This window comes from Paenibacillus sp. FSL H7-0350 (genome assembly GCF_038593195.1).
In the GTDB taxonomy this organism is placed as follows: domain Bacteria; phylum Bacillota; class Bacilli; order Paenibacillales; family Paenibacillaceae; genus Paenibacillus_AQ.
In genome coordinates, this window is record NZ_CP151972.1 from 2,485,778 (window position 1) to 2,510,920 (window position 25,143).

At 50.6% G+C, this 25,143-nt stretch carries 25 protein-coding genes; 5 read left to right on the forward strand and 20 right to left on the reverse strand.

Annotated elements, in window-relative coordinates; translation table 11 throughout:
- Window positions 1-66 precede the first annotated feature (66 nt).
- The 6 genes from NYE24_RS11470 to NYE24_RS11495 form a co-directional block, all read right to left on the reverse strand.
- On the reverse strand, window positions 67-1,014 hold the full coding sequence (locus tag NYE24_RS11470) for an ABC transporter permease (RefSeq protein WP_342478710.1): 948 nt from the start codon (window positions 1,012-1,014) through the stop codon (window positions 67-69).
- 2 nt (window positions 1,015-1,016) lie between these two features.
- On the reverse strand, window positions 1,017-1,949 hold the full coding sequence (locus NYE24_RS11475) for an ABC transporter permease (RefSeq protein ID WP_342478711.1): 933 nt from the start codon (window positions 1,947-1,949) through the stop codon (window positions 1,017-1,019).
- Window positions 1,950-2,164: 215 nt separating this feature from the next.
- On the reverse strand, window positions 2,165-3,874 hold the full coding sequence (locus tag NYE24_RS11480) for a peptide ABC transporter substrate-binding protein (RefSeq protein WP_342478712.1): 1,710 nt from the start codon (window positions 3,872-3,874) through the stop codon (window positions 2,165-2,167).
- A gap of 150 nt (window positions 3,875-4,024) precedes the next feature.
- Entirely contained in the window at window positions 4,025-4,411 is a 387-nt protein-coding gene (locus NYE24_RS11485; RefSeq protein WP_036690228.1) for a DUF3397 domain-containing protein, read from the reverse strand.
- Between the two features lie 6 nt (window positions 4,412-4,417).
- Window positions 4,418-5,398, reverse strand: a complete 981-nt coding sequence (locus NYE24_RS11490) for a ketopantoate reductase family protein (protein ID WP_036690230.1) — start codon at window positions 5,396-5,398, stop codon at window positions 4,418-4,420.
- 139 nt (window positions 5,399-5,537) lie between these two features.
- Window positions 5,538-6,185, reverse strand: a complete 648-nt coding sequence (locus NYE24_RS11495; protein WP_036690232.1) for an RsfA family transcriptional regulator — start codon at window positions 6,183-6,185, stop codon at window positions 5,538-5,540.
- 346 nt (window positions 6,186-6,531) lie between these two features.
- Here NYE24_RS11495 and NYE24_RS11500 point away from each other — a divergent pair, with 346 nt between their 5' ends.
- Both NYE24_RS11500 and NYE24_RS11505 read left to right on the forward strand, forming a co-directional pair.
- Entirely contained in the window at window positions 6,532-6,768 is a 237-nt protein-coding gene (locus NYE24_RS11500) for a DUF2626 family protein (protein ID WP_036724295.1), read from the forward strand.
- Between the two features lie 171 nt (window positions 6,769-6,939).
- On the forward strand, window positions 6,940-8,076 hold the full coding sequence (locus NYE24_RS11505; RefSeq protein ID WP_342478713.1) for a hypothetical protein: 1,137 nt from the start codon (window positions 6,940-6,942) through the stop codon (window positions 8,074-8,076).
- Here NYE24_RS11505 and NYE24_RS11510 read toward each other — a convergent pair.
- Together NYE24_RS11510 and NYE24_RS11515 are read right to left on the reverse strand one after the other, a co-directional pair.
- On the reverse strand, window positions 8,068-9,300 hold the full coding sequence (locus NYE24_RS11510) for an extracellular solute-binding protein (RefSeq protein ID WP_342478714.1): 1,233 nt from the start codon (window positions 9,298-9,300) through the stop codon (window positions 8,068-8,070). The two genes, NYE24_RS11505 and NYE24_RS11510, sit on opposite strands and share 9 nt — an antisense overlap.
- Before the next feature lie 378 nt (window positions 9,301-9,678).
- A complete protein-coding gene (locus NYE24_RS11515) occupies window positions 9,679-11,010 on the reverse strand; it encodes a PhoH family protein (protein ID WP_036690238.1) in 1,332 nt (443 codons plus the stop codon).
- A gap of 106 nt (window positions 11,011-11,116) precedes the next feature.
- On the opposite strand from NYE24_RS11515, the gene NYE24_RS11520 reads away from it, so the two are divergent.
- The gene (locus NYE24_RS11520) at window positions 11,117-11,686 is read left to right on the forward strand and encodes a YhcN/YlaJ family sporulation lipoprotein (protein ID WP_342478715.1); all 570 of its coding nucleotides are present in this window, start codon (window positions 11,117-11,119) and stop codon (window positions 11,684-11,686) included.
- A gap of 34 nt (window positions 11,687-11,720) precedes the next feature.
- On the opposite strand, the gene NYE24_RS11525 is transcribed toward NYE24_RS11520, so the two are convergent.
- From NYE24_RS11525 to NYE24_RS11550, 6 genes are all read right to left on the reverse strand, one after another.
- The gene (locus NYE24_RS11525) at window positions 11,721-12,173 is read right to left on the reverse strand and encodes a pyridoxamine 5'-phosphate oxidase family protein (RefSeq protein ID WP_036690242.1); all 453 of its coding nucleotides are present in this window, start codon (window positions 12,171-12,173) and stop codon (window positions 11,721-11,723) included.
- Window positions 12,174-12,273: 100 nt separating this feature from the next.
- Window positions 12,274-13,377, reverse strand: coding sequence for an LCP family protein (locus NYE24_RS11530; protein WP_342478716.1), 1,104 nt, complete (start codon window positions 13,375-13,377; stop codon window positions 12,274-12,276).
- Window positions 13,378-13,464: 87 nt separating this feature from the next.
- Window positions 13,465-13,761 (reverse strand): YlaH-like family protein, encoded by a 297-nt coding sequence (locus NYE24_RS11535; protein ID WP_036690246.1) that lies wholly within the window; start codon window positions 13,759-13,761, stop codon window positions 13,465-13,467.
- A 155-nt stretch (window positions 13,762-13,916) separates the two neighbouring features.
- Window positions 13,917-15,761, reverse strand: coding sequence for a translational GTPase TypA (typA, locus tag NYE24_RS11540; protein ID WP_036690248.1), 1,845 nt, complete (start codon window positions 15,759-15,761; stop codon window positions 13,917-13,919).
- Window positions 15,762-16,014: 253 nt separating this feature from the next.
- Window positions 16,015-16,527, reverse strand: coding sequence for a hypothetical protein (locus NYE24_RS11545; protein ID WP_036690250.1), 513 nt, complete (start codon window positions 16,525-16,527; stop codon window positions 16,015-16,017).
- Between the two features lie 212 nt (window positions 16,528-16,739).
- A complete protein-coding gene (locus NYE24_RS11550; protein WP_036690252.1) occupies window positions 16,740-17,399 on the reverse strand; it encodes a TerC family protein in 660 nt (219 codons plus the stop codon).
- 183 nt (window positions 17,400-17,582) lie between these two features.
- On the opposite strand from NYE24_RS11550, the gene NYE24_RS11555 reads away from it, so the two are divergent.
- On the forward strand, window positions 17,583-18,272 hold the full coding sequence (locus NYE24_RS11555; RefSeq protein WP_036690254.1) for a TerC family protein: 690 nt from the start codon (window positions 17,583-17,585) through the stop codon (window positions 18,270-18,272).
- Here NYE24_RS11555 and thiI read toward each other — a convergent pair.
- From thiI to NYE24_RS11585, 6 genes are all read right to left on the reverse strand, one after another.
- On the reverse strand, window positions 18,254-19,495 hold the full coding sequence (gene thiI / locus NYE24_RS11560; protein WP_342479230.1) for a tRNA uracil 4-sulfurtransferase ThiI: 1,242 nt from the start codon (window positions 19,493-19,495) through the stop codon (window positions 18,254-18,256). The genes NYE24_RS11555 and thiI overlap by 19 nt on opposite strands.
- Before the next feature lie 57 nt (window positions 19,496-19,552).
- The gene (locus tag NYE24_RS11565) at window positions 19,553-20,704 is read right to left on the reverse strand and encodes a cysteine desulfurase family protein (RefSeq protein ID WP_342478717.1); all 1,152 of its coding nucleotides are present in this window, start codon (window positions 20,702-20,704) and stop codon (window positions 19,553-19,555) included.
- A gap of 114 nt (window positions 20,705-20,818) precedes the next feature.
- On the reverse strand, window positions 20,819-21,529 hold the full coding sequence (locus tag NYE24_RS11570) for a lytic transglycosylase domain-containing protein (protein WP_342478718.1): 711 nt from the start codon (window positions 21,527-21,529) through the stop codon (window positions 20,819-20,821).
- Between the two features lie 155 nt (window positions 21,530-21,684).
- Window positions 21,685-22,095 (reverse strand): hypothetical protein, encoded by a 411-nt coding sequence (locus NYE24_RS11575; protein ID WP_051493115.1) that lies wholly within the window; start codon window positions 22,093-22,095, stop codon window positions 21,685-21,687.
- A 13-nt stretch (window positions 22,096-22,108) separates the two neighbouring features.
- Entirely contained in the window at window positions 22,109-22,333 is a 225-nt protein-coding gene (locus NYE24_RS11580; protein ID WP_143804207.1) for a DUF1540 domain-containing protein, read from the reverse strand.
- A 150-nt stretch (window positions 22,334-22,483) separates the two neighbouring features.
- Window positions 22,484-22,981, reverse strand: coding sequence for a YpuI family protein (locus NYE24_RS11585; protein ID WP_036690261.1), 498 nt, complete (start codon window positions 22,979-22,981; stop codon window positions 22,484-22,486).
- A 288-nt stretch (window positions 22,982-23,269) separates the two neighbouring features.
- On the opposite strand from NYE24_RS11585, the gene NYE24_RS11590 reads away from it, so the two are divergent.
- Entirely contained in the window at window positions 23,270-25,141 is a 1,872-nt protein-coding gene (locus NYE24_RS11590) for a S8 family peptidase (protein WP_342478719.1), read from the forward strand.
- Window positions 25,142-25,143 lie beyond the last annotated feature (2 nt).

A 25,143-nucleotide genomic window follows, 5' to 3' on the forward strand; every position in this document is an offset into this window, starting at 1 on the left:
TAATCACATAATAGATTGTGCCGTTATGCTTTTGCCACTGCCAGACCATTCTGCTAATGTTAGCTCCTATTTCTTAAGCTTAGGATCTAGAGCATCACGGAGTCCGTCACCAAAAATATTAAACGAGAGCATTGTCAAGCTGATAACAAGCGCTGGGAAAATCATGCGCCAAGGATAATACATCCAGCCTGTCAATGAGTCATTAATCATTGAACCCAGAGAAGCAACTGGTGCCTGTACGCCAAGACCCAGGAAGCTTAAGAATGCCTCAGAGAAGATCGCGCTTGGAACAGACAGTGTTACAGTAACAATTATCGGCCCCATTGCATTTGGCAGCAAATGTTTAAACAGCAGACGTTTCCAGTCAGCACCCATGGAACGGGAAGCCAGAATAAATTCACGGTTTTTGAGCTGCATAATTTCACCGCGCACGATCCAGGACATATTAATCCACCCTGTAATGGTCAAGGCCAGTATAATCGTCCACAGGCTCGGTTCAAATACTACCAACAACATAATTACTACTAACAAATAAGGGATCGAGTACAAAATTTCGGAGAACTTGTTCATAATGGTGTCGACACGTCCGCCAAAGAAACCCATAATCCCGCCATAGATTACCCCGAAGATCAAGTCGATACAGGCAGCCGCAAGACCTACAATCAAGGAAATCCGGGCACCCATCCAGGTACGGACAAATACGTCACGGCCGAAATCATCAGTACCAAATAAATGCTCTAAAGAAGGCGGCTTGTTCGTGCTCATCAAGTCATTGGAGTCATAGGTGTAACCAACTAAGTGAGGTGCCACAACAGCCATAATGATAATAATTATCATCACAACCAGAGCACCCATAGCAAATTTATTCTGGCGCAGGCGCTGCCAGGCATCTTGCCAAGCGGAGAGACTTTCACGCTGAATTAATTCAGCTTCTTTTTCATTAATGCCTATTTTCCGAAAATCTTCCTGCTTCAGGTTCTCCTGGGGAGCAATAGTATTATTATTCGCAGCCAACTTTAATCCTCCTTTCCTCCAGCAAGTTTAATCCGCGGATCAATAGCAACATAAGCAACATCTGTAAGGAAACGTGCAACCATCAGAATGATGCCATAGAATATTGTAATCCCCATAATAATTGGATAGTCACGGGTGTTAATGGCTTGAACAAACTGTTTACCGATACCGCCAATACCGAAAATTTGTTCAATAACAACCGAACCTGTAATAATATTCGCTGTCATTGGTCCAACGTAAGTAATTACTGGCATAATACCATTCCGCAATACATGCCGCGACATGATTGCAAACCAGCTAAGCCCTTTTGCTTTGGCTGTCTTGATGTAGTCGGAATGCAACACTTCAAGCATGCTGGAGCGGGTAAGACGTGCAATGACTGCAATGGGGGAAGCTGTCAAAGCCATAACCGGAAGGAAGTAATTCATTGGCCCTTTAAAGCCCATTACAGGGAATACTTTCCAATGATATGCTAACAAGTATTGCAACAAGGACGCCATAACAAAACTCGGTACAGCAATACCAAGAACGGCAATAACCATAGTGATATTATCAATCAGTTTGCGGTGATGCAGTGCTGCCAGCATCCCCAGTATCACACCTACAATAATCGCCACAATAATAGCCACTACGCCCAGCTTAAGCGATGATGAGAAGGTCTGACTGATAATATTGGTTACATCCTGATTAAGCATTTTCATCGAAATACCAAAATCACCTTTAATAATATTCTTCAAATAAATAATGTACTGCTCCCAGACGGGCTTGTCCAAATTAAATTGCGCATAAAGACGTTTCAAAATTTGTTCCGGAATCTTCTTTTCTGATGTGAATGGATCTCCGGGGATCGCCTTCATTAAGAAAAAAGTTGCAGAAATCAAAACAAATAATGAAACAATCATGTGAATGAATCTGTTGAAAATATAACGAATCATGCCCGCCATCACCTCCTTCGACATTTTTCTTGCTCACCTATTGTAAGAAAAAAACTCGCACTTGTCCATTTTTGAAGCTTGGAATAATTTATATAAAATAACATTGGATTTCCTATACATAAAAAAGGGATATATATGGAGTTCCACATATATATCCCGAAGTAATTATAGTCCTTCAGATATAGTATTACTAATATTCGATTACAAACTATGCCTTAGTGTTCGAGCAAATATGCACGAGACAGATCAACTGCACCACTGAAGTCAAGAGTTACACCTTTAAGGTACTCTTTAGTCAATGAGTTGTTAGTGTAGTAGTAAATCGGAATCAGAATCATATCATCCATCATGATTTTTTCTGCTGCAGCAAACTTCTCTTGGCGAAGCGCATTGTCAGAAGAAACCTTAGCTTCTTGAATCAATTTGTCATACTCAGGATTGGAATAGCCAGTATCGTTGTTTCCACCCTTAGTAACCCACATATCCAGGTAAGTCATTGGATCATTAAAGTCTGCTGACCAGCCTGCGCGTGCTACTTGATAATTCAAGTTGTGTTTGTCTTCGATGAAGACGCCCCACTCTTTGTTTTCAAGCTTAACTTCAACGCCTAGAGCTTTTTTCAATTGGTCAGCAATAGCTATCGCAATTTTCTGATGGCCTTCGCTTGTGTTGTAAGACAGGGTAAAGCTCAGTTTATCAAGGCCTTCTTCTTTCAGACCTTCTGCAAGCAATGTTTTGGCTTCTTCCACATTTTCAGTGAAATACTGAGAATCAGCAACTTGACTGCGGAATTCTTGTTCATTACTCTGAATACCAGGAGGAACGAAACCAAATGCTGGAATTTGTCCACCTAAGGTAATGTTATCAATAATTGGTTTACGTTCAATGGCCATAGCCAAAGCTTTACGGATTTTCTTATTTGTGAAAGGTTTTTCCGTTACATTGAACTGATAGTAGTAAACGCTGGAAATACCTTTTCTCGAAAATTCTTTAGGGAATTCTTTCTCAACAATTGGCAGCTGCTCTGTTGGAATTTCACCGATTGGGCCGCCTGCACGGTCAAGTTCACCATTTTTGTAGCTGAGCAGCTCAGTTGCACCGCTGTTAACGATGGAGAAGTTGATGCCTGCTGCTTTAATATCTTTTTCATCATAATAATTTGGATTTTTAGTTACAGCCAGGGATTGTCCAGTAGTCCATTCGGTCAATGTGAATGGTCCATTGGTGATCTGCGTGTCTACTTTAGTAGCCCACTTAGGATCATTAGCAACGGAACTGTGCACTGGGTAGTACGTATAGAAGGATAGCAAACCCAAGAAATAAGGAGTCGGGTTCGCTAGTGTAACTTCAAGTGTCTTGTCGTCTAATACCTTAATTCCTACCTGGTTGAAATCTGTAATTTTACCAGCATTGAAATCTTCAGCACCCTTAATGTAGAACAACTGGTAAGCATATGGTGCAGCATCAGTTGCATTAGGATCTAATACACGCTTCCAAGCAAAGGCAAAGTCATTAGCTGTTACAGCGTCACCATTACTCCATTTTGCGTCACGAATTTTGAAAGTATAAACCAGACCGTCAGCGGAAATATCCCATGACTCTGCCATACCTTCTTCAGCCTGCCCTGTTTCTGTATTCTGACGAGTAAGACCTTCATACATCAATTTCAGAATAGCATTAGATGTACTGTCTTGAGCTTGCTGCGGATCAAATGTTGGAGGCTCGGAGGTCAGGTTAATTCTGAGTGTCTGGTCAGCAGCCAGCTTCTCGTCACCTGTTGTTCCTGTGTTCGTGCTGCCCTCTGGTGCAGTCGTCGCCGCAGCATTGGTGCCGCTGTTGTTCTTGTTCCCGCCGCAGCCTGCAAGCACTGTGCCGATCACCAGAACTATTGCGATCATGAGCAATAGACTTTTACTCTTCTTCATCTAGCAGTTCCCCCTAAATAGAATGTGGTATATGGTTTATGATTATACAACCAGTGGTCAAAAAAATCTAGAGCAATATTTTCTGAAAACGACTTTTTTTTAATTCTTTAAAATTTTGTGACGTTGACGCTTCACCGGAGCAGTGGAACGTTACATCGCTTGTGATATGTATTGAATGAGGCCTACAACCATAAATAATACGTAACCTACGCCCAGGAAAAAGAAAGAAAGCCGCCATACAGCACGAAGTAACCGTTTTCCGTCCACCCCTCCTTTGAGGCGGTTTTGCGCGCCGCCAATCAGTCCGGCGGATATTAATACAATAAGTAGTATAAGAAAGAATCCAAAGGTTGAGTCAAAAATAATATTGAACAGTCCCGAAACTGACAGCAATAAAAATAAAGTTGTTACATCCATCGCCAGCATCATCGTTTTCCTCTTATCATGCCTGAGCCCGATTCCTGCGAAATACACAATCAAAAAAGGAACAATCGGAATAACGCTTAACACGCCGAACGAATTCCGGAGAAATTCCAAACAGCTTCACCCCTCCCTCACAGTCATGCCTTCTACCAGTCCGCATATCCAGCGGTGGAGCGGAGCCTGAACGCCCTGCTGCAGCCCCATATCTACAATGCTTCCGTTAATCCAGCGGATTTCAGTCTCCCTTGCAGCAAGTACATCAGCCAGCATCGATGATGTATTGCCCGAGGTTGCGCGGCACACTTCAAGAATGGCCTCCCAGGCACCATGCTCAAGGGAAATCCCGCAGGCCTCTAATATCCCGGCTGCCTCTGTATACAGTTCCTTCATAAGCTGTACACGTGCAGTGGAGGCCAGTAATTCGCCGTTCCGGACCCGCCAAATGGCGGTTAGAGGATTAATGACAGCATTGATCAGAAGCTTCCGGTAAATGATGGTATCCACTTCTTTCGACAGAGAAGCGTGAAATCCTGCTGAGGCAAGAGCTTCTATGAAACTAATTATAGCCTCAGGCTCAGATGCCTGCAGATCAGTTTCATGAATATTAATAGTAGAGCTGCTCTTCCCTATACATATTTCCCCTTTACCAGCATGAATAACCTCTGTTAATGTTTTCCTCTTGGCCGCCTCTGTTGTTACAGCCGCCCAGATGGATGACCCCGGCAACAGCCCCCTGAGCAGCTCCAGATGTCCGCAGCCGTTCTGGAATCCTACGATGACAAGCTTCCTGGCGCTTAGCGGCCGGAGAATCTCTGGCAAAGACTCATGAAGCACCTTCTGCTTAACCGTTAAAAGCGTAACCTCCCCGGGCTTGTCCAGCTGACACTGTGTATATTCTTGTACCGGCGCAGCGGAGAAACTCCCTCCTGGAAGCCGTGTTGCCTCCCTGCCATCTTCATAGCTGACAGTCAGCCCCTCTGCGGTTAGCGCCCTGCTCTGCTCCTTCCCCCTGCACCATATCCGCACTTCAGCCCCGCCGGCAATCAGCCGTCCTGCAAGCAGCAGGCCCAGTGACCCCGCGCCTATCACATCTACTCTCATGCTAAACCCTGCCCCCTGCTATGCCTTGCTCCAATAATTTTCCTAATTATATCCTGCTTGTCTCTGCAAAAGCAAAACAAAAACCCTGCTAATCCGTTGCTGTAACGCACGCGGACGCAGGGCTTGCTGCCTAAATCTTCTATTCAATCCGTTCCAGGTTTCCGTTCGCATCCATTTTGAAGCGGGTTTTCTCTTCATCCTCTTCATTAAGAAAAGCCAGCCTGCGGGCACGGTCCATAATCTGGATCAGCGCCTTGTAATCATCATTAACCACACGGTAATCGCTCTGGGCAAGATTCACTTCTCTGGATAGACGTTCATTCTCTACTCTCAGTTCTGAAAGTTCCTCTTCCTTCTCCCGCAGATCACGCTCTAGCATCTTAAGCTGTCTTCCGGCCTCCTGGAACGTTCCTTTCCATTGCCGCAAAAAGCGGATGACGGCATCGATAGACAAGCTGTTCTCGCTTAATCCTTCGCTGCGGCTGTAGTCTTCCTCAATGTCACCGAGAATCAGTCCGGCGACCTGTGCCCCGCGCGAGGCAGGCTGTTTTTTCAGATAGCTCCGTTTCTGGCGCTGTCCTTTGGCAATCCCAATGGCATCCTCATAGCTTTTGCGCACACAGCTGTTCCAGCGGAAACCGCAGGCCGCCGAAGTTCTGCCGATTTTTTCACCCACCTCTTCAAAAGCAGCAAGCTGTGTGCTGCCCTCGCGGATATGACGCAGCGTTATTTCTGCCAATATCAGATCATCTTCTGCACTCCAAGCATCCTGTCTAACGGCTGTCATAAAGCCTAACCCTCCTAACAACATCATGAAATAACCATCTTCAGAACCGGCAGCTCCGCCGGGTAGTGAATAGGGATAAAAGCTGCTTACTACATTTCTATGCCTCTATTAGAGTTCATAGAATCTATTTGATACTAATTTGTATTGCCAATTTGTCTGCACCTCATACTACTTTTGCTATAAATTCTCCTCTTCCGCTCAGAGGACTTGTGTCAATAATAAAAATCATATATTTTATGAAATTTTGAATTTTTTTCAATGAATTCGTTTACAGTGTTTTAGAGAGCCGTTATAATAAATGGTAAGCAGCTGTTAGCCGGATTCATACTGGAAGGGGGACCCTCTCTTGGACCGCATGTTTCGCGTTTTAGGATTTTTTACACTCACCATCGGACTTATGGCTTTTGCCGGTAATCTGACGGAAATGGCCCTGCTATTCTTTTTGCAAACCGCTTTTTTTGTCATTCTGGGCTATATGAAATTTACGGAAAAGACCTACATCCTGCTCTTTTGGGGGTATATGATCCTGACGTTTACAGGCTTCAGCTATTGGACGATATTTGAGATGGAATTGCCGCTCTAACGCATATATAGAAATGAACGGATATGGCTTCTTGCCTTCAAGAAGCATTTCCGTTCTTTTTGTTTGCAAAATTGTAGTTCGGGGGGACGCAAAACAGGGTATGATATTTTAACAGGCTGAAACATATTAATAGTACATACCTGTCTAACTCTGTTCAAGGTGGTGGTGCAAGTGTTATCCCGTAATACGGTTCGCCGGTTATTCGCAGCAATATTGATCCTCACCTGCATCGCTATGCCGCCGGCTTCTCCGGTGTATCTGTCCGCCGGTTCCGGCTTCACTTCAGGAGTCAGCGCTCCGCCGCCCTCTATGCCGGATGATGAAGCGACCCGCAAGCTGCTGGAGCAGACGCTGTCCTCTGCAGAGATTGAACGTGAGATTGCCCGGATTACCGCAGAACAACAGACGCTGGAGCACAAAGCCGCTGCGCTGGAAGAGCAGGCTGCTGCCAAACAGAGTAATATCGCAGATCAGCAGGAACGGGCGGGCGCTGTTGTGCGGGCCTATTATATGGGGGAGCGGGATGGACTTCTTACCGCATTCCTCTCCACCAAAAGCATCAGCAGGCTAATCGCTCTATTCGATTATTATGAGATTATTATGGGGCAGGACCGGAAGACGCTCACGGAATATGAGATGCAGTACAAGGATTTAAAAAGCACACTCACGGCCGCCCGGCGCAGCAGTCAGGAGCTGGCAGAGCTCAAAACAGCGCTCGAAGCGCAGCAGAAGCGTGTGCTTGCCTTAGATAAGGAGATTACAGGCGGGATTCAGGCCAGTACAGATCCTGAGAGTATGGAGCGGCTGCTGGCAGAGTTCAGTAAATATTGGGAGAATATCGGCCTGCATGAGGTGCGGAAGTATTTCAAAGCGCTGGCTTCTGCCATGAAGCAGCTGCCGGAGTTCGTCCAGAGCCGGGATGGCGTACTGGTGCGCAAGGGGATGACCTATAATCTGGCCCTGTCCGAAAAGGATCTGAATGAGTTCCTGGTCACCCAGAACCCGCTGTTTGAGGATTTCCGGTTTGCGTTCAAGGATAATTCAGTCTCGGCAACGGGTAAAAGCGGGGGCTTGTCGCTGTCGCTGACCGGCCGCTATACCATACAGCAGGAGCCTGTCAACGGCTTGATGTTCCATGTTGATCATGTGGTATTCAATGGTCTGGAGCTGCCGGATACCACCCGCCAGGCTCTGGAGGAAGAATTCGATCTCGGCTTCTATCCGGCGAAGATCGTCTCCTTCCTGCAGGCCACCGAGGTCGCAAGCTTGGACGGCATTCTGCATGTGAAGCTGTCCCTCTCATTCTAAAGGAAGCTTTACTACCGCTTCATAAGCGGCGGCATTCAGCTTGCCGGTTAACAAATCAAGTGCTGCCTCCGCCTTCCGGCTCCACTCTGCCTCAGAGCCGGGACCGGGGGTATTATCCTCTGCAAGGAACCAGCCGGCGTCCATTGGCAGCTTGCCAATCTTGGGCTGAGCGGAGCGGTACAACTCATCCAGTGCCGGCAGACGGTCCGTGTTCTCCAGCCATTCCAGCTGGGCCGTGCTTGAAGTGACGTAGGCGAGCCATTTGACCGCTGCTTCCGGACTGCCTGATTGTGCCGGAAGGGCAAAAAAGCGGCTGTGAATAACCTCATAGCTTGATATACCCTCCTGCTTCTTCGGCATCTGCACCGCCAGCGTCGAATTCCCGTGCTTCTTCCACTCCGAGAGCGGCACAGCCGCCACCGCAAGCTTCCCATCCTGCAGCAGCCCCCAGATCTCCTTATTGAACCGGCTGGTCAGATACAAAGAGCTGCGCGCTGCTTCTGTCCACTGAGCCTGCTCAAGGCTGGCGGAGTGCAGACTGCTGCCCATGCTATGCAGCACGGCGGCATACCCGTAAGGATTCCGCGGATCCATAGCCAGCAGATAACGCTTCTTCTCCGGTTCCTCCTTCAGCCGGCTTAGCAGCATATTCCACTGCTCCAGGCTTGCGGGCACCTCTGCAAGACCCATTCCGGCGAGCCGCTCCGGCGAATACACGAGGACATAGGGATCGATATCCAGCGGCACTCCCCAGTTATATCCGTTCCACTGCATCTGCGGAATCAGCATCGTAAGCGGCGTGCTCCCGGGAACACTTTGGTAGATATCTACAGGCAGCAAATAGCCCCTGGTAGCCAGATCATAAATGCTGTGACCGTCCAGCATCACGATATCCGGGCTTGTCCCAATGGTTAGTTCATCACGCACCTGTGCTCCCACGTCTTCCGCCTCCACATTCTTAAGGATCACGCTGACTCCGCTGGATAAAGTGTACTCTTTGCTAATCTGCTCCAATACGCTGAACTCCTCCGTACTGAGTGAGACGCGGATCTGGAGGCTCTCGATTTCCCCTGCTTCCCCTGAAGGAGGACGCTCTGATTGGTCCAGCGGCTGTCTGGGCGGATAGCTTCCATGATCCGTATTCAGCTCCATGCTGGGTGACAGGCTTGTCAGGGCCAGCAGCAGAACTGCAAACAGCAGCCAGTAATTTTTGCGTTTCAGCACATGCGCTCTCTCCTTCAGCGTTTCTTATTCCTCATTTTAGCAGAGATGCTGGCGCTTGTCTTGGGTTGTGAAACCGTTCTCTTTATATAGAAGGAAACGGTGGGATTGTTCAGTGCAGGTTAAAACCCAGGTGCGCAAGACGCTGCGTGTGCGGATTATTCTTCCGATCGCTGTTAAAGCCCGATTTCTTATTCAATAACTGATTAGAGGTTGAAATCCGTCTTTAAAGGCGAACGCTACGCTTCTCCAGAACAATTCCGCTCCCTCCGCTGATCGCACTTTTTAACTGCACAAAAACTCTCCCGCCGCTTCCGGGGGCGGGCAGCAAAAAGCCGGGAGTCTTGAGCTCCCGGCTGGAATAAGGTTTGTTGTTGGAGGTTAGAGCAGATCGGCGGCCAGCTGAGCCAGATGCGAACGCTCGCCCTTTTCCAGTGTAATATGTCCGCTAATGCCCTGCTGCTTAAACTTCTCAACGATATAGCTGAGGCCGTTGCTCGCAGCATCCAGATAAGGGTGGTCAATCTGCTCGGGGTCCCCCATCAGGATCACCTTACTGCCCTCGCCGGCCCGGGAGACAATCGTCTTCACTTCGTGGCGGGACAGGTTCTGCGCCTCATCAATGATAATGAACTGCGACGGAATGGAGCGGCCGCGGATATAGGTCAGCGCCTCTACCTGGATACTTCCCAGCCCCATCAATATTTTATCGATATCCCCTGCCTTCTTGGTGTCGAACAGGAATTCGAGGTTATCATAAATCGGCTGCATCCATGGACGGAGCTTCTCATCCTTCTCTCCTGGCAGATAGCCGATATCCTTACCCATCGGTACCACCGGGCGGGCAATCAGCAGCTTCTTGTATTTGTGTTCATCCTCTACCTTGAACAACCCGGCGGCTAACGCCAGCAGCGTCTTGCCTGTACCCGCCTTGCCCGTGATGGTCACCAGCGGAATATCATCATTCAGCAGAAGCTCAAGTGCCATCCGCTGCTGTGCATTCCGGGCGCTGATGCCCCATACCGCATCGTTGCCCAGATAGAGCGGCTCCAGACGGGAGGCATCACTGTTGACCTTCAGAAGCGCAGATTTGCCGCTGCCGATCTCATCCTTCAGAATTACGAATTCATGCGGATACAGCGGATAGGACAGCGACAGCTGCTTCGTGGACAGGAACCGGTGACTGTAATATTCATCAATCAGTGAAGGATGGGCCATCAGCGACTGGCAGCCGGAATAGAGCTCATTCAGATCGCCGGTGCGGTCGGACAGATAATCCTCCGGAGTTATGCCAAGCACATCCGCTTTGATGCGGACGAGAACATCTTTACTTACAAGTACCACAGGACTCGGGTCAGCCTTCTCGTTCTCCTCATGGAGATAATTGAGCGCTACAGCCAATATCCGGTTGTCATTGGAGATTTCGCCGAACATCTCCTGTACCTTGACGAAGCTTCGGTGGTTAAGCTCCACCTTCAGCGTGCCTCCATGGTCCAGTACCACCCCGCTATGCAGGTGGCCCAGCTCCCGGAGCCCGTCTAACAGACGCGATACGGTGCGGGCGTTGCGGCCGATTTCATCGGCATTACGCTTCTTGGAGTCGATTTCTTCCAGGACTACAGCAGGAATGACCACCTCATTCGCCTTGAAAGCAAAAATCGAATTGGGGTCGTGCAACAGCACGTTAGTGTCCAGTACGAATATCTTTTTCATGTTATCCCCTCCACAGCGCCTGGTTTGATTGATCATACATAACTCTTTTCAGCAAGGGCAAGATAAGGTAAATTACTAGTTCTCAGGCTGAAAGGAGTACTCACATATGAGAAAATCAATGTGTCTGTTGCTGGTACTGCTGACAAGCTGCGGTATCGCTAATAAAGAGACATCACCCTCTCCTCAGGATAAACAGTCGGCTGAAGCGGTGCACAGCCAGGGGGACCGCGGAATGCGGACATTGTCGGAAGATGGTACAGCCGTACAGGAGGCCACCCCGGATTCGAAACAACCTTCAGAAGGCAAGCACGACAGCGATGTGGCACTCAAGGATCATTTTGAACAATTAGCGCGAAGAGTCCCAGGTGTGGAAGGCGTCCACTGTGTCGTCATGAACAACCTTGCCGTGGTCGGCATTGATGTGGACGGCGCCCTTACCCGTTCGCGGGTCGGAAGTGTGAAATATTCAGTAGCTGAAGCGATCCGCAAGGACCCGAGGGGCGTAAGAGTCCTGGTGACTGCCGACATGGACCTCAGCAGCAGGCTGGCCGAGATGGGCAAGCATATCTCCAAGGGCAACCCGGTCTCGGGCTTCGCCTCCGAGATGGCCGATATTATCGGCCGGATCATTCCGCAGCTGCCGGAGGATATTGAGCCGCAAGGCAATACCCGATAGGAGCTAATTTCAAAAAAAGCCTAGTGATAGCACACTAGGCTTTTTGCATGGCGGCAAACACTTGTCCGTCCAGCTTCTCAGCCGCACGTGCATCGTATACCTTCGCATATTTCGGAGCAGATTCCAGGTGCGCACCATAGAACAGCGCATTGCGGACCGCTTCAATCTCAATATCAAAACAGCACATCTTAAACGGAACATCCGGCAACGGGTCCAGCCGAACCGCAGCATGACCATTAATGGCATGCACCGTCCCTTCGCCAAACACGGTAATCGTTACCCTGGGATTAACCTTCATGTTGTTCACCAGTCTGGAGCGGTGGTCCACAGCCAGCCGGACAATGGAAGGGCTCACAGCATAGATCCAGGAGATCGCAGTCGACGTAGGTCCTCCGGATTCTGCATCCACAGTATTAAGAAGAACAAACGTCTCCGATTGCAGCATAGCTAGCAGAGTTTCATTGAGCTGAGCAACGGCTTCAGACATAGTTACAGGCCCCCTATGCGGCAAGAATACTTTCAATTTATTATATTATAGCACAGGACGAAACTTGCATTCAATTTACAGATTGTACCCTGCCCGCTGCTCAAGGCTGGCCTGAGACCACTGCAGCGGACACTCCGGATATCCGGTACTGGAGGCTTTTCTTAGCTGCGTCCAGCTCCTTATCGTTAATATATACATAGGGGCTGCGCCAGGTTCCGGTTACCGGTACATATTCGACATTCTCCTTGGGTATATCCCAGTACGTTGCGATCAGGCTCTTAATCTGCGCATTCTCGATATCGCTCTCCAGATTATTATCCACCGCATCCAGCACCCGGCCGATTTTGAGGACGCCGCCCAGCGACTGCATCTGAGAGATCAATGAAGTCAGTACCTCGTTCTGGCGCTTATTGCGTTCAAAATCATCCGATGGCTTCGTCGCCGGCTTGCAGTTGGACTTGCGGTAACGCACATAATCCAGCGCTTTATCACCATTTAGCTTGGCTTCGCCTTTTTTGAGATTAATGTTGGTGCCGTCCACACTGTCCGTGTAACACATATTGGCGCTGATATTAACGTCCACGCCGCCGAACTCATCTACAATATCCCGGAAGCCCTGGAAATCCAGCACGGTAGCGTAATCGACCTTAATGTCCAGATATTTGCCCATCATCTTCTTCATCTCATCCTCAGCCAGAATACCGGAGGTCTTCTCCTTACTCTTGAAGCGAGAGTAAAAGGCATTAATCTTCGTCTTCTTGTATCCGCCAAGCTCGACATATGTATCGCGGGGTAATGAGACCACTGTAGCCGATTTGGTCTCCGGGTTCAAGGCCGCGACCATGATCACATCCGTCAGGTTGGACGGGTGCTTCGGACGGTTGTCCGTACCGAGCAGCAGCATCGTCAGCGGCTTCTCCGAGGCGGATTGCCCTGCGGCAACCGGCTGGTCCACTCCGAATCCTCCGTGATCCACCTTCCAGTACAAATACCCTGCGTAGCCTAATGCAGCTATAACAGCAATCAGGAGAATGGTGAGCAGCACTCTCATCAGCCGGGCGAAGAATCCGCGCTTTTTCGGTTTCCGCGCTTTTTTCTTTGCGGTTGTAGTTGAAGCAGCAGACCTAGGCTGCTGCCTGTTAGTATTGGCGCTTCCTTGCTGGCCGTTCCTTCTGGGTGGCAAATTACCCTTGCTTGTATTCATAATCCATTTAGTTCCTTTTCATTCAACTGGAATTGAAGTAGATAACTTCGTAATAACTTAGACGAACCCTATCATCAAAAGTTGCGCCTACTGCCGTTTTGCAGCCGCTGCAGCCTTCCGCTTCTGCCGGGCCTCCACCAGGTAGCGGACCCGCACAAGCAGCATCAGCCCGACCGCTACCAGCAGGCACTGGATGATCGGCAGCTTGTCATGCTGGAAGATAAGAAGCATGCCTGAGCCTGCCGCCATCATCACATACAGCACGATCTCTTTGCCGACCGGCAGCTTCTGATTGACGCGGAATACTCGGTTGTACACATAAGTCAGTAAGATAAAAATGACAATATAAGCGATAACTGGGTGCTCAGCGAACCAGCTTTGCATAACCCGTCACTCCTCCCGGATCATAAGTTACGCTTACATTATATCACCCGCCGCCGTTTTGTACTGCTATTAATCCCTGCAATTTGAAAGATCCGTTACCGGAAAAATAATAAAAGCCGCCGGATTGTTCATCCGGCGGCTTCATTGTCATCCGCTTACGCTTGGCTGGCTTGCGCCGCCTTACGCTGCTTCTCTACACGCTCGCGTTCGCCCTTATTCAGGATCTTTTTGCGCAGACGTACAGATTTAGGAGTGATTTCACAATATTCATCATCATTCAAATATTCAAGTGCACCTTCCAAAGAGAAACTACGTGGTGTCTTCATTTTTACAGTATCATCTTTGCCTGAGGTACGCATGTTGGTAAGTGCTTTTTCTTTACAAATGTTAACGATAATATCGTTATCACGTGTATGCTCGCCTACAATCATACCTTCATAAATTTCTGTACCTGCATCCAGGAAGAGAATACCACGATCCTCAACACCCACGATTCCGTATTGGGTTGTTGTTCCACTTTCGCTTGCAACAAGCACACCCTGATGACGTCCGCCAACTTGGCCGCCAACCAGTGGAGCATAGCTATCGAAGGCATGGTTCATTACACCGTAGCCGCGTGTCAGCGTCAGGAAGTGTGTGTTGTAGCCGATCAGGCCGCGTGCCGGAATCAGGAATTCCAGACGGACTTGGCCGGTGCCGTGGTTGATCATGTTGACCATCTCGGCTTTACGGCTGCCCAGACTTTCCATAACGGAACCCATGCTATCTTCTGGAATGTCAATCATGAGGCGCTCAAGCGGCTCAGATCTGACACCATCGATGTCTTTAATGATTACTTGTGGTTTGGACACTTGCATTTCATAACCTTCACGACGCATATTCTCGATCAGAATACCAAGGTGAAGCTCACCGCGTCCAGAAACGATAAACGCATCAGGACTGTCTGTTTCATCTACACGCAAGCTCACATCCGTTTCCAGTTCTTTGAACAGACGCTCACGAAGCTTACGGGAAGTAACCCACTTGCCTTCTTTACCTGCGAACGGGCTGTTGTTCACGAGGAACGTCATCTGCATGGTAGGCTCGTCAATCTTCAAAACAGGCAGTGCTTCAGGATGCTGCGAATCAGCAATCGTCTCACCGATGTTGATGTCCTTGATACCGGCAATAGCCACGATGTCGCCTGCGCCGGCCTCTTCTGTCTCCACGCGCTTCAGACCCTGGAAGCCAAACAGCTTCTCGATACGGGCAGTCTTGCTCTTGCCGTCACGCATGATGACTGTAACGGACTGGCCTTGCTTGATTACACCGCGGTTGACGCGGCCAATAGCGATACGGCCCAGGTATTCGTTGTAGTCCATCAGAGTTACCAGGAACTGCAGCGGCTCTTCAACCTTCTCAGTTGGAGCAGGGATATGCTCAACGATTGTTTCATAAAGTGAAAGCATTGTCTCATCCTGCTTCTCAGGAACCATGCTCGATGTGCCGTTAAGCGCAGATGCGTAAACTACAGGGAATTCAAGCTGGTCGTCACTGGCTTCAAGCTCAATGAACAAGTCCAGCACTTCGTCAATAACTTCCTTCGGACGCGCAGCCGGACGGTCAATCTTGTTCACGACTACAATTGGAGTCAGGTGCTGTTCCAGCGCCTTGCGCAGTACGAACTTGGTCTGCGGCATGCAGCCTTCATAAGCGTCAACAACGAGCAGTACACCGTCAACCATCTTCATGATCCGTTCTACTTCGCCGCCGAAGTCAGCGTGTCCAGGTGTATCTACGATGTTAATCAGGAACTCTTTATAAGTGATTGCTGTATTTTTAGCTAGGATTGTAATTCCACGTTCCCGTTCGATATCGTTAGAGTCCATGGCGCGTTCTTGAACGTGCTCGTGCGCGCTGAAAATCCCGGACTGCTGGAGAAGCTGATCGACGAGTGTTGTTTTACCATGGTCAACGTGGGCAATGATCGCAATATTACGGATATCTTTTCTTGAATGCATGATTTGTATCCAAATCCTCTCATTTATCAAATTAAAACTGTTTAAATTCTTAGCATGTCACGGCAGTCTCACAAAAGAAGCGCCAGGCAGAAAGCCGACGCTCCAACATTCCTTAATTTTATAGTGAAAGTACTATGAAAAGCAAGTCTTTTTCTGAAAAAAACGTTGCCAAGTCCGCTTAATTTTTCTAATTTTGCCTCATGTCCGGCTCAGCGGTCTTGAATTAACCTATCAGGGCGTGTTGCCGGTCTGTTTACCAGCCACCGTTCCACTTCTTGCGGCTTCCCGGTCTGCCTCTCCCCAGCATCAGCCACAGTCCCGCAGCTACCAGCACAGCGCCGAGCAGATAGAGCGCCCCGGTGCCGAGCAGGGTGAAGATAACCAGCACAAGGCTAAGCAGCCCCAGAATTACCGCGGCGGTGGTCAAGCCTCTTGTTCTGACTGAAGCATACAGGGAATATTCGTACAGTCCCACCGCGATCCCCAGCAGAAGAACAGGCCATAAGTGTCTCATGAGGTCCCAGCCCCAGGTATTGCATAAGCCGAAGAGCAAGCCGTACACCGATAGTATGCCCGCTGGAATGAGTACAGATGCAGAAGCCCGGCGGGTGAAAAAGAGCACATGCAGGAACAGGCCCGGAACCAGAATGATGAGCGGCCATAAGGCCCGTCCCAGAAAACCGAACACCCCCAGCTTGCCCAGCAGAATCACGAGGCCGGCCGCGGCGATGAACACACCCAGTTTCATGTCATTTTTGGAAGACATCTTTCACCTATCCCTTCAAAATTTCGTGTCTTTTCACCAGTCCTTGCCCCTTCAGCAGACAAATCCGGCGACAGGTTTCCCTTTATTTTAGCTGATAAACGCATAAAACACCATCATTCTTCACACATCGCGGCAGAGCATTCTCTAGAAAAACGAAATAAGGCTGCACCAAAGCCTTCCAGCTTTTGGTACAGCCTTATTATTACCGGTTATCAGCCTGCGGATACTTTCCTGTGCTTCAGCATGCCCGTAACAACCACGATAATGCCCAGCAGTATCGGCAGCATAGCATGAAGCGACGGCAACAGGAACGAAATCACCGGGCCGAATTTGGCATCCTGCAGCAGCATGTTCCCGGCGGTATACGCCAGAATATAGGCACCGATGAAGATCAGCACCGGGAAGCGGTGCAGCCAGCCCACGATAATGCCGCTCCCCCAGACGACAATCGGAATGCTGATCGCAATCCCGATTACGATGAGTGCCAGATCCCCTTTGGCAAGCCCGGCAATCGCCAGTACATTATCCAGACTCATGATGAAGTCCGCCAGCAGGATGGTGCGTACCGACTTCCAGACGCTGGGGCTTCCCTCAATTCTCAGCTCTTCCTCGTCCTCGAGCAGCAGCTTGAAGGAAATCCATAGCAGCAGCATAGCCCCTCCAGCCTCAATATAGGGAATCTTGAGCAGCAGCACTGCGGCGAAGGTCAGGATACAACGCAGCGCGACCGCTCCGGCGGCCCCCCACCAGACAGCCAGCTTCCTGTGCTTCTCCGGCAGATTTTTGCTGGCCATCGCAATGACCATGGCGTTGTCTCCGCTGAGCACCAGATTAATCATTAGAATTTCACCAAGCAGCAATAATGAATCCATCCACCTCAGCCTCCCTGAACTCCATGTATCTACATGTATGCCGGGGGGCGACAAGCTATGCTTCTTGTCCCGCTATTTCAGAAACTGTGCATGTACGGCCTGATTGCAGCGTATATCTATAGTCTCCGGCCTGACTGGCTGCAAGAGGACTGCAAGCTATCAAACCTATAGGAGTGACCCGGGATGAATACATCCGCTGCGGATTTCATATTATCTCTGCTAAATATTGTGTTCCTCGATCTTATTCTGGCGGGCGACAATGCCATCGTCATCGGCCTGGCCGCGCGGAACCTGCAAGGAAAGCGGCAGAAGCAGGCGATTCTGCTTGGCACAGGCGGTGCAGTGATCCTGAGAATCATCGCGACGATTCTTGTGGTGTGGCTGCTAAAGATTCCATGGCTGCTGGCGATAGGCGGGCTACTGCTGATCCTTATAGCCTATAAGCTGCTGTCCGGCGGCAGTGCAGAGACGGATATTCAGGCCGGTGGAACTCTGTGGGCAGCTGTTCGGACGATTGTGATAGCAGACGCAGCCATGGGACTGGACAACGTCATTGCTGTTGCCGGTGCAGCGAATCATAATATTACGTTAGTGGTGCTGGGACTGCTGATCAGTGTGCCTATTGTGGTCTGGGGAAGTACCCTGTTTATCCGGTTAATCAACAGATATCCATGGATTATCTATCTCGGGTCAGGCGTACTCGGCTTCACAGCCTCCACTATGATTTCCGGCGAGAAGGTTATTGCCCCTTACTTCAAGGCACATCCGCTGCTGCACATTCTGTTCATCGCCGCAGTAATTGCCGGTATCCTGGCTGCGGGACACTGGAAGCGCCGCCGGACGGACCCCGCTCTTCAGAACCACTCTTCCTGAAGGCCTGCCTGTGCCGGTACTAAGTCCTCCGGCTTCTCGTTGCCATAAGGTGTAATGAGTACGGTCTCGGTTCCGGCAACCGCCGTATCAAGTAAGACCTGATAGCCTGGCAGCGTCGCTTCAATCTTGTCTACAATCCGCATATTCGGATTCGTTGTCGGCGATTTGGGCACGAACAGTGTACAGCAATCTTCATATGGCAGAATGGACAAGTCATACGTACCTATGGTCTTCGAGAGCTCCACGATCTCACTCTTGTCCATCATCACCAGCGGACGCAGCAGCGGCAGAGCCGTTGCACGCCCGATCACATTCATACTGGGCAGAGTCTGGCTGGCCACCTGGCCCAGACTGTCGCCGGTAATCAGCGCAAGCGCCCCCTCCTTCTCCGCAAGGGCGGTAGCAATCCGCAGCATAGCCCGGCGCATCAGCGTAATAATCAGATTATCCTGCCCGATCCCGGTAAAAGAGGTCTGCACCTCCGTAAACGGAACCAGATGCAGCTTAATTACACCGGCATAACGCGACAAGATACGCGTCAAATCTACAACCTTCTGGCGGGCAAGCTCACTCGTATAAGGATAGCTGTAAAAGTGGATGCACTCTACCTCCAGCCCCCTGCGCATGGATGACCAGCCAGCCACCGGACTGTCGATCCCGCCGGAGAGCAGCAGCATAGCTTTGCCGTTCGTTCCCAGAGGGAAGCCGCCGACTCCGGCAATATTCTCGCAGAAAATAAGAGTATGACCTTCTCGAATCTCAATCTTCAGCTCCAAATCGGGAGACTTCACATCTACAAGCAGCCCCGGATAGCCCTGCAGCAGCGGTGTAGCTATAAGCTTATTCATCTCTATAGAGCCGTAAGGGAAGCCCTTCCACACCCGGCGCGCGCTAACCTTGAAGCTGGTTCCCGCTGCCGGAGCAATAAGGTGGAGGAAGGTCTGGCTGGCCGCAAGAATATCCTCAAATTCCGGCCGGGAGACCTTCACCGGGCTAATCGAGGCGATCCCGAATACTTTTACGAGCGCCTCCGTTAATTCTCCTGCGGGTTCACCGTTCAATTCGACGTAGATCCGCCCGAATTCCCGGGTCAGCTTCACATTCGGATACGGCTTCACCATCTCCTTCACATGCCGCAGTACGGTCTTCTCGAACCGGCTGCGGTTCTTTCCTTTCAGGATGAACTCTCCGAAGCGCAGCAGGAGCATATCGGCATAGTCCATGCTGCTTGCGTATCCTGCATTCTGTGCTCCGCTACCTGTCTCTCTTGTTGTCATTGGTTATTTCATGCCTCCTTCTGCAATCTTCAAGGATTGGACGGCTGCCAGCAGCGCCTGTTCCAGCCGGCTCACGTCCTGCTGCGTATGACTGTCCCCCAGGCTGATCCGTATGCCGCCAAGCGCAGCAGCGGTATCCCTGCCCATCGACAGCAGAATCCGGCTCGGCTCGGCCAGACGCGAGGAACAGGCGGAGCGTGTGGCGACCGCCATCCCAAGCTCCTCCAGCCTGCGGGCCAAGACTTCCCCCTTCATGCCGGGGTAAGAGAAGTGGACAATATGCGGCGCCCCGTCCCTACTACTGTTCAGTACAAGCTCCGGTATCCCTGCTATATATTTCTCCAGCTGCGCCTTGAGCGGACGAATCCGGGCGCTGAATGCCTCCCGCTGTTCCCCGCTCATCCGCATGGCCTTGGCTGAAGCTACAATATTCGGCACATTCTCTGTCCCGGCGCGCTTACCTTGTTCCTGGGAACCGCCAGTCAACAAGGGAAACAACGTCACCCCTTCTCTCACATAGAGAATTCCCGTCCCGCGCGGCCCGCGTAATTTATGTGCAGACAGGCTGTACAGATCTGCCTGCCAGGCCTTAAGTTCAACCTCAAGCTTCCCGTAGCCCTGCACGCCGTCAACATGGAATAACGTCCGGCGGTTCACCGCCTTGACTTGTTGTCCGATCTCGCGCAGCGGCTGAACCGTGCCGATCTCATTATTCACATGCATCACACTGACGAGCACCGTATCCGGCCGGACCGCAGCGGCAATCCGCGAAGGTTCGACCACTCCCTGAGGATTAGGAGCTACGAAGGTAACCTCCCAACCCAGCTTCTGTAGCTGAAGACAGCTCTCGTAGACGGAAGGATGCTCCAGCTCCGTGGTCACAATATGCCGCCCCCTGCTCTGATACTGCAGTGCAGCCCCTTTGACCGCCAGATTGTTGCTCTCGGTAGCACCCGAGGTGAATATAATTTCCTGCGGCAGCACATCAAGCGCAGCTGCACACACCTCGCGCGCCCGCTTAATCAGCTTGTCCGCCTCTTCTCCCGCCCGGTGCAGGGAAGAGGGGTTGGCGAAGTGCTTCCTCATCACCTGCTCCAGTGTCTGCACTACCTCCTCATAGGGAGGGGCAGCAGCGGCGTAATCCCAATACAGCATATATCGGCCTTCTCCTTTGTTGAGTAGAATTCATAACTGCTTATATGTTGCAAAAAGGATCAAACGGCCCGACCCGCAAAAGAAGCAGGGTGCAGATTCCGTTTGATCCTTATATTATACCGCGAATTGCGCGCGGGCGCGTTCTATTTTGGCAATGTAAGCCTGAGTCTCCTTCGGAAGCTCAGAGAGGTTCGCCATAAGCTCAGCATCGCTGCTGACTCCAAGCTTGTTCACCCGGCCCGGCCCGGCATTATAGGCGGCCAGCGCCATCTTCTCCTGTCCGTCATACCGCTTAAGCTGGTACGAGAGATATCGGACGCCGCCGTCAATGCTCTGGGCAGGATCGAAGGGATCGGAGACACCCAGGCCGCTCGCTGTTCCGTCCATTAACTGCATCAGTCCTTTGGCACCGGCAGAAGATACAACATTCGGATTGAAGGAGGATTCCGTATCAATAACCGCCTTGATCAGATCAACCGGAACGCCATATTTCGCGCTGGCAGTCTGAATCAGCTGTTCATAATCCGTCGGCACGGTCTGCGTTATTTCCCCGGAAATGCCGCTATTGGACGCTGCTGCTTCCCCAAGCTGCTGCCACAGCAGATTATCCATCGAAGAGGTACCTGCAAGAGCAACGTATGTGCTTTTATTGCTGTTGTCAGTGGTTTGAGACGTCCCCGTCGCCTGCTGAAGCATCGCGGTGAACGCTGCCGCCGAGGAACCGGTCACTCCGGGGTTCGCTTTGGTATCCTCACGCTTCATGCTTGAGCTTCTTAAGTCTACCCATTTCAACTGACCGCTTGGTCCAGCGGCATTGATTGACATGCATCCATTCCCTCTTTCACACGAAGTCTTATATTTGAACTTTACTATTTATTATCAGCAATTACTATATGCCTAAGCGAAAAAACAGACCTCAGACCTGCATAGTTAGGTCTGATAGCCTGTTTTGGAAATCGGATGTGTGGATTCAGCCGGCTCTAACGGGCAAAAGGAATTAAGACAAAATAGCTTAAAGTGGATACAATCCCCAGACCCATTGACCAGGCCCCGGCTGATTTTTGTCCTCTGGCATACGCATAATACCCCAGAACCGCGGCAATTGGCCCCAATATAATGGACCAGATGAATAAGGAGACAACACCGAAGCCCAGGCCTATATAGCCGATTCTCTTGTCTTCTCCCTCGCTCACGCCACCCGTCGTCCGCTGAGCTTCGCCGCTCCGTTCCATCGTGCTCTGAAGCTGCGATGGGAGCGGGCTGAGCTCGGCTGCATACTCCTCATTGTGGCTTCTGTCCCGGCGGGGGTAATCGACTCTGCTGCGCGGGCGCAAAATTACCTTTCTGCGGGCGGAACGGTCCACTTTGGGTTCATCATTCGGATTATCCATAAGGGCCTCCTTCTCAGGCGTTCGGCTTGAACGTCAGACAACAGGTTGCGGACGAGGTTCCGGCATGATCATGATGATTACCCGCCGTCATCTCCTCTGCGTATTCCTCCATGTAACGGCTGCCTGCATGCTGATCGATCTCAATGACAATTTCCTCGGCACGGCACAGGTTCTGTTCTCCCCAAAAATGACAGTTGCTCACACTACATTTCACAAGCGGTTTGGCGTTTGTCATAATGATCACCTCGCCATGTATTATGCCCGCCAGGGAAATTGGCTATGCGGCTGAAGGCTGCTCACCAGAAATAACAAAAAGACCGCCCCAAGCAGCCATGTCGGCAGTTGGGACAGCCTTTTACAGAAAAAAGATTATAGACCTGACAATCAATTACAGCTGATTCTGCATCCGCTTCTCCGTCAAATAATCATTCTCATAATAAGTCAGATCATCACGCAGTTCCTCATAGACCTTGGTGATCTCCATAATGATATCGCGTGCCGGACGCACTGGCTTCTTGCGGAAACGGATCGCATCTTGCCCGGTATAGGCGTAACGTCCATCCTCCGAATAACTCTCATTCTTAGGATAGAAGAAGTTATTAACTCCAAGATGATATACATTATATAGCGCTTTTTGCGCAAAAGGTTCATCGAAGGTAGCGCGGCGCAGTGCAAGCCCAAGCTTCTCATAAGACATTTCCGAGAACACCAGCAGATGGCGGAGATCGGACAAGAACCCCCGATAAAAATGCAGCGTTTCTTCATCCTCTTCGGTAACAAGCTGCGGCAGTGCATGCTCATTCAGGAACAGTTCCATTTTTTCGATAACGGATTTAAGCTTCTCTCTCGTCGATTCACACAATTTCTGCACATTGGCTGCTGACATGGCGGTTGCTCCCCCTTATTGTTCCTTGCATTAGTAGTTGTTAATGACACTTAGACATTGCAGTTGTACTCTCTTGATAGTATCACAAAATCTCCTAAGCCTCCACCGTACTGCTAGCGGAGAAGAATCCTGCTTCTGGAAAGAGCAGTACACGCCCCGGAAGGCGCTTTCTTTTTGATATTAACATAAAACCAAGGACGGCGGTAGCCTTTTCGTAAGATGCATAAAACCGGCTTCAGCTCCGAACTCTAACAGGTATATGAAACCACGAGGAATGGAGCGGAAATCATGTCACGTAAAAATTTAACCGTCGCCGGTATAGTTACTGCCCCGCTGACCGTACTGCTGCTCACCTTCGCCCTGCGGCCGGAAGGCGGCGGCGGTACCCTTCAGCAAGCATCTGTGCCTAATCCCTCTCAGGAAAAAGTGATTAAGAAAACCACCCTTTTGCAGGATGTAACGGCCACTGACAAGCTGAACCGCGTCGATGTAAACAGACATCTGAGCACCCTGCTGGCCGATATGCATCACGCTTCGCCTGAAGCTATCTCAGCATATGCGCAGAGCCTTCAACAGGGGCACGGGCATATTACCATGCTGATGCTGGTTGATTTCAACACCCGTAAGACAACTACCTTCAAATCTTCTCTGCCCGAAGGAACCGATCAGGAGAATAAACAGCTGCTTCATTATCTGAACACCGCCAAATCTGCGATCAAAGGCCACCAGTCCTATGAATCCCCCTCGTTCATCATCGGCGACAAAAAGTATTATTTCGTAGCCCAGCGTAACCGGGAGGGTCAAATGGCTGTCATCGCCCTGATTAACCAGAAGATTCTGGACCGCGTTGCACTGCATCAGCTCAAGAATCTGCGGCTCATTCCGTACCCGAAGGAAGGCAAGTACCGGATAGAATCTGTCCACGCCGATACCTTGAAGGACATCACAGTCAAGACCGGACATGACAATGAGAACGCCAGCCATTACTACGAGAATGAGATTGTCGTCCGCTTCCCGAACGGACATCCCACTGCGGCACAGCTTCAGACCATCGCCGCCGATATCCGCTGCAAGGAGCCGCGCAAGCTGGGGTATGCTTATATTTTCCGGTCGGACAAGATGAGTTACTCCCAGCTCAAGACCTACTTCGCCAATAAGTGGCATCCGCTGTACGCAGAGCCTCACTATATGTACTTAACCAATGATGCGGTCAGCGAAAATCCGGGAGCGAATGTAATTACGCCCAATGACCTGCTCTTCTCCACTTACCAGTGGAATCTGCCGGCGATTGAAACCCCGCAGGGCTGGAATCTGTCCAAGGGCAGCAAGGAGATCGTAATCGCCGTTGTGGATACCGGTGTTCAAGCGAACCACCCGGATCTGAAGGGGCAGCTGCTCAAGGGCTACAATGCGATTACGAGCGGCAGCACGCCGGACGACGATGTCGGACATGGCACCCATGTGGCCGGCATCATTGGAGCGTTAACCAATAATGAAGAAGGGGTCGCCGGCATCAGCTGGTATAACAAGATCCTTCCGGTAAAAGCGCTGGATAATTCCGGGGCAGGCACCACCTATTCGGTGGCCGAAGGCATTATCTGGGCGGCAGATCAGGGGGCTAAGGTGATTAATCTCAGCCTGGGCAACTATGCCGACTCGCAGTTTCTGCATGATGCAATTAAGTATGCCTATGACCGGGATGTGGTGATTGTCTCCGCTTCCGGCAATGACAATACGGAGCGGCCGGGATATCCCGCAGCCTACGAAGAGGTGATTGCAGTCGCCGCAACGAATGCGGCGGGAGAGCGTGCTTCCTTCTCCAATTACGGGGACTACATCGATGTGGCTGCACCCGGGGAGAGCATTGCCAGCACCTATCCCGATAATCAGTATGCTGCGTTATCCGGCACCTCGATGGCCAGTCCCCATGTAGCGGCGCTGGCCGGACTGGTGCGCTCCTTGAACCCTGCGCTGACGAACAAGGAAGTGACCGCGCTCTTGACCTCTAATGCCATCGATCTGGGCACCGCTGGCCATGATAAGTATTACGGCTGGGGCCAGGTGGATATCTACCGTACCCTGCAGGCCGCAGGAGGAGGCCAGGTTCCGCTCCAGCTGTTCCCGCAGCAGGTCGGCAAACAGCTGGATTCTATACAATAAGC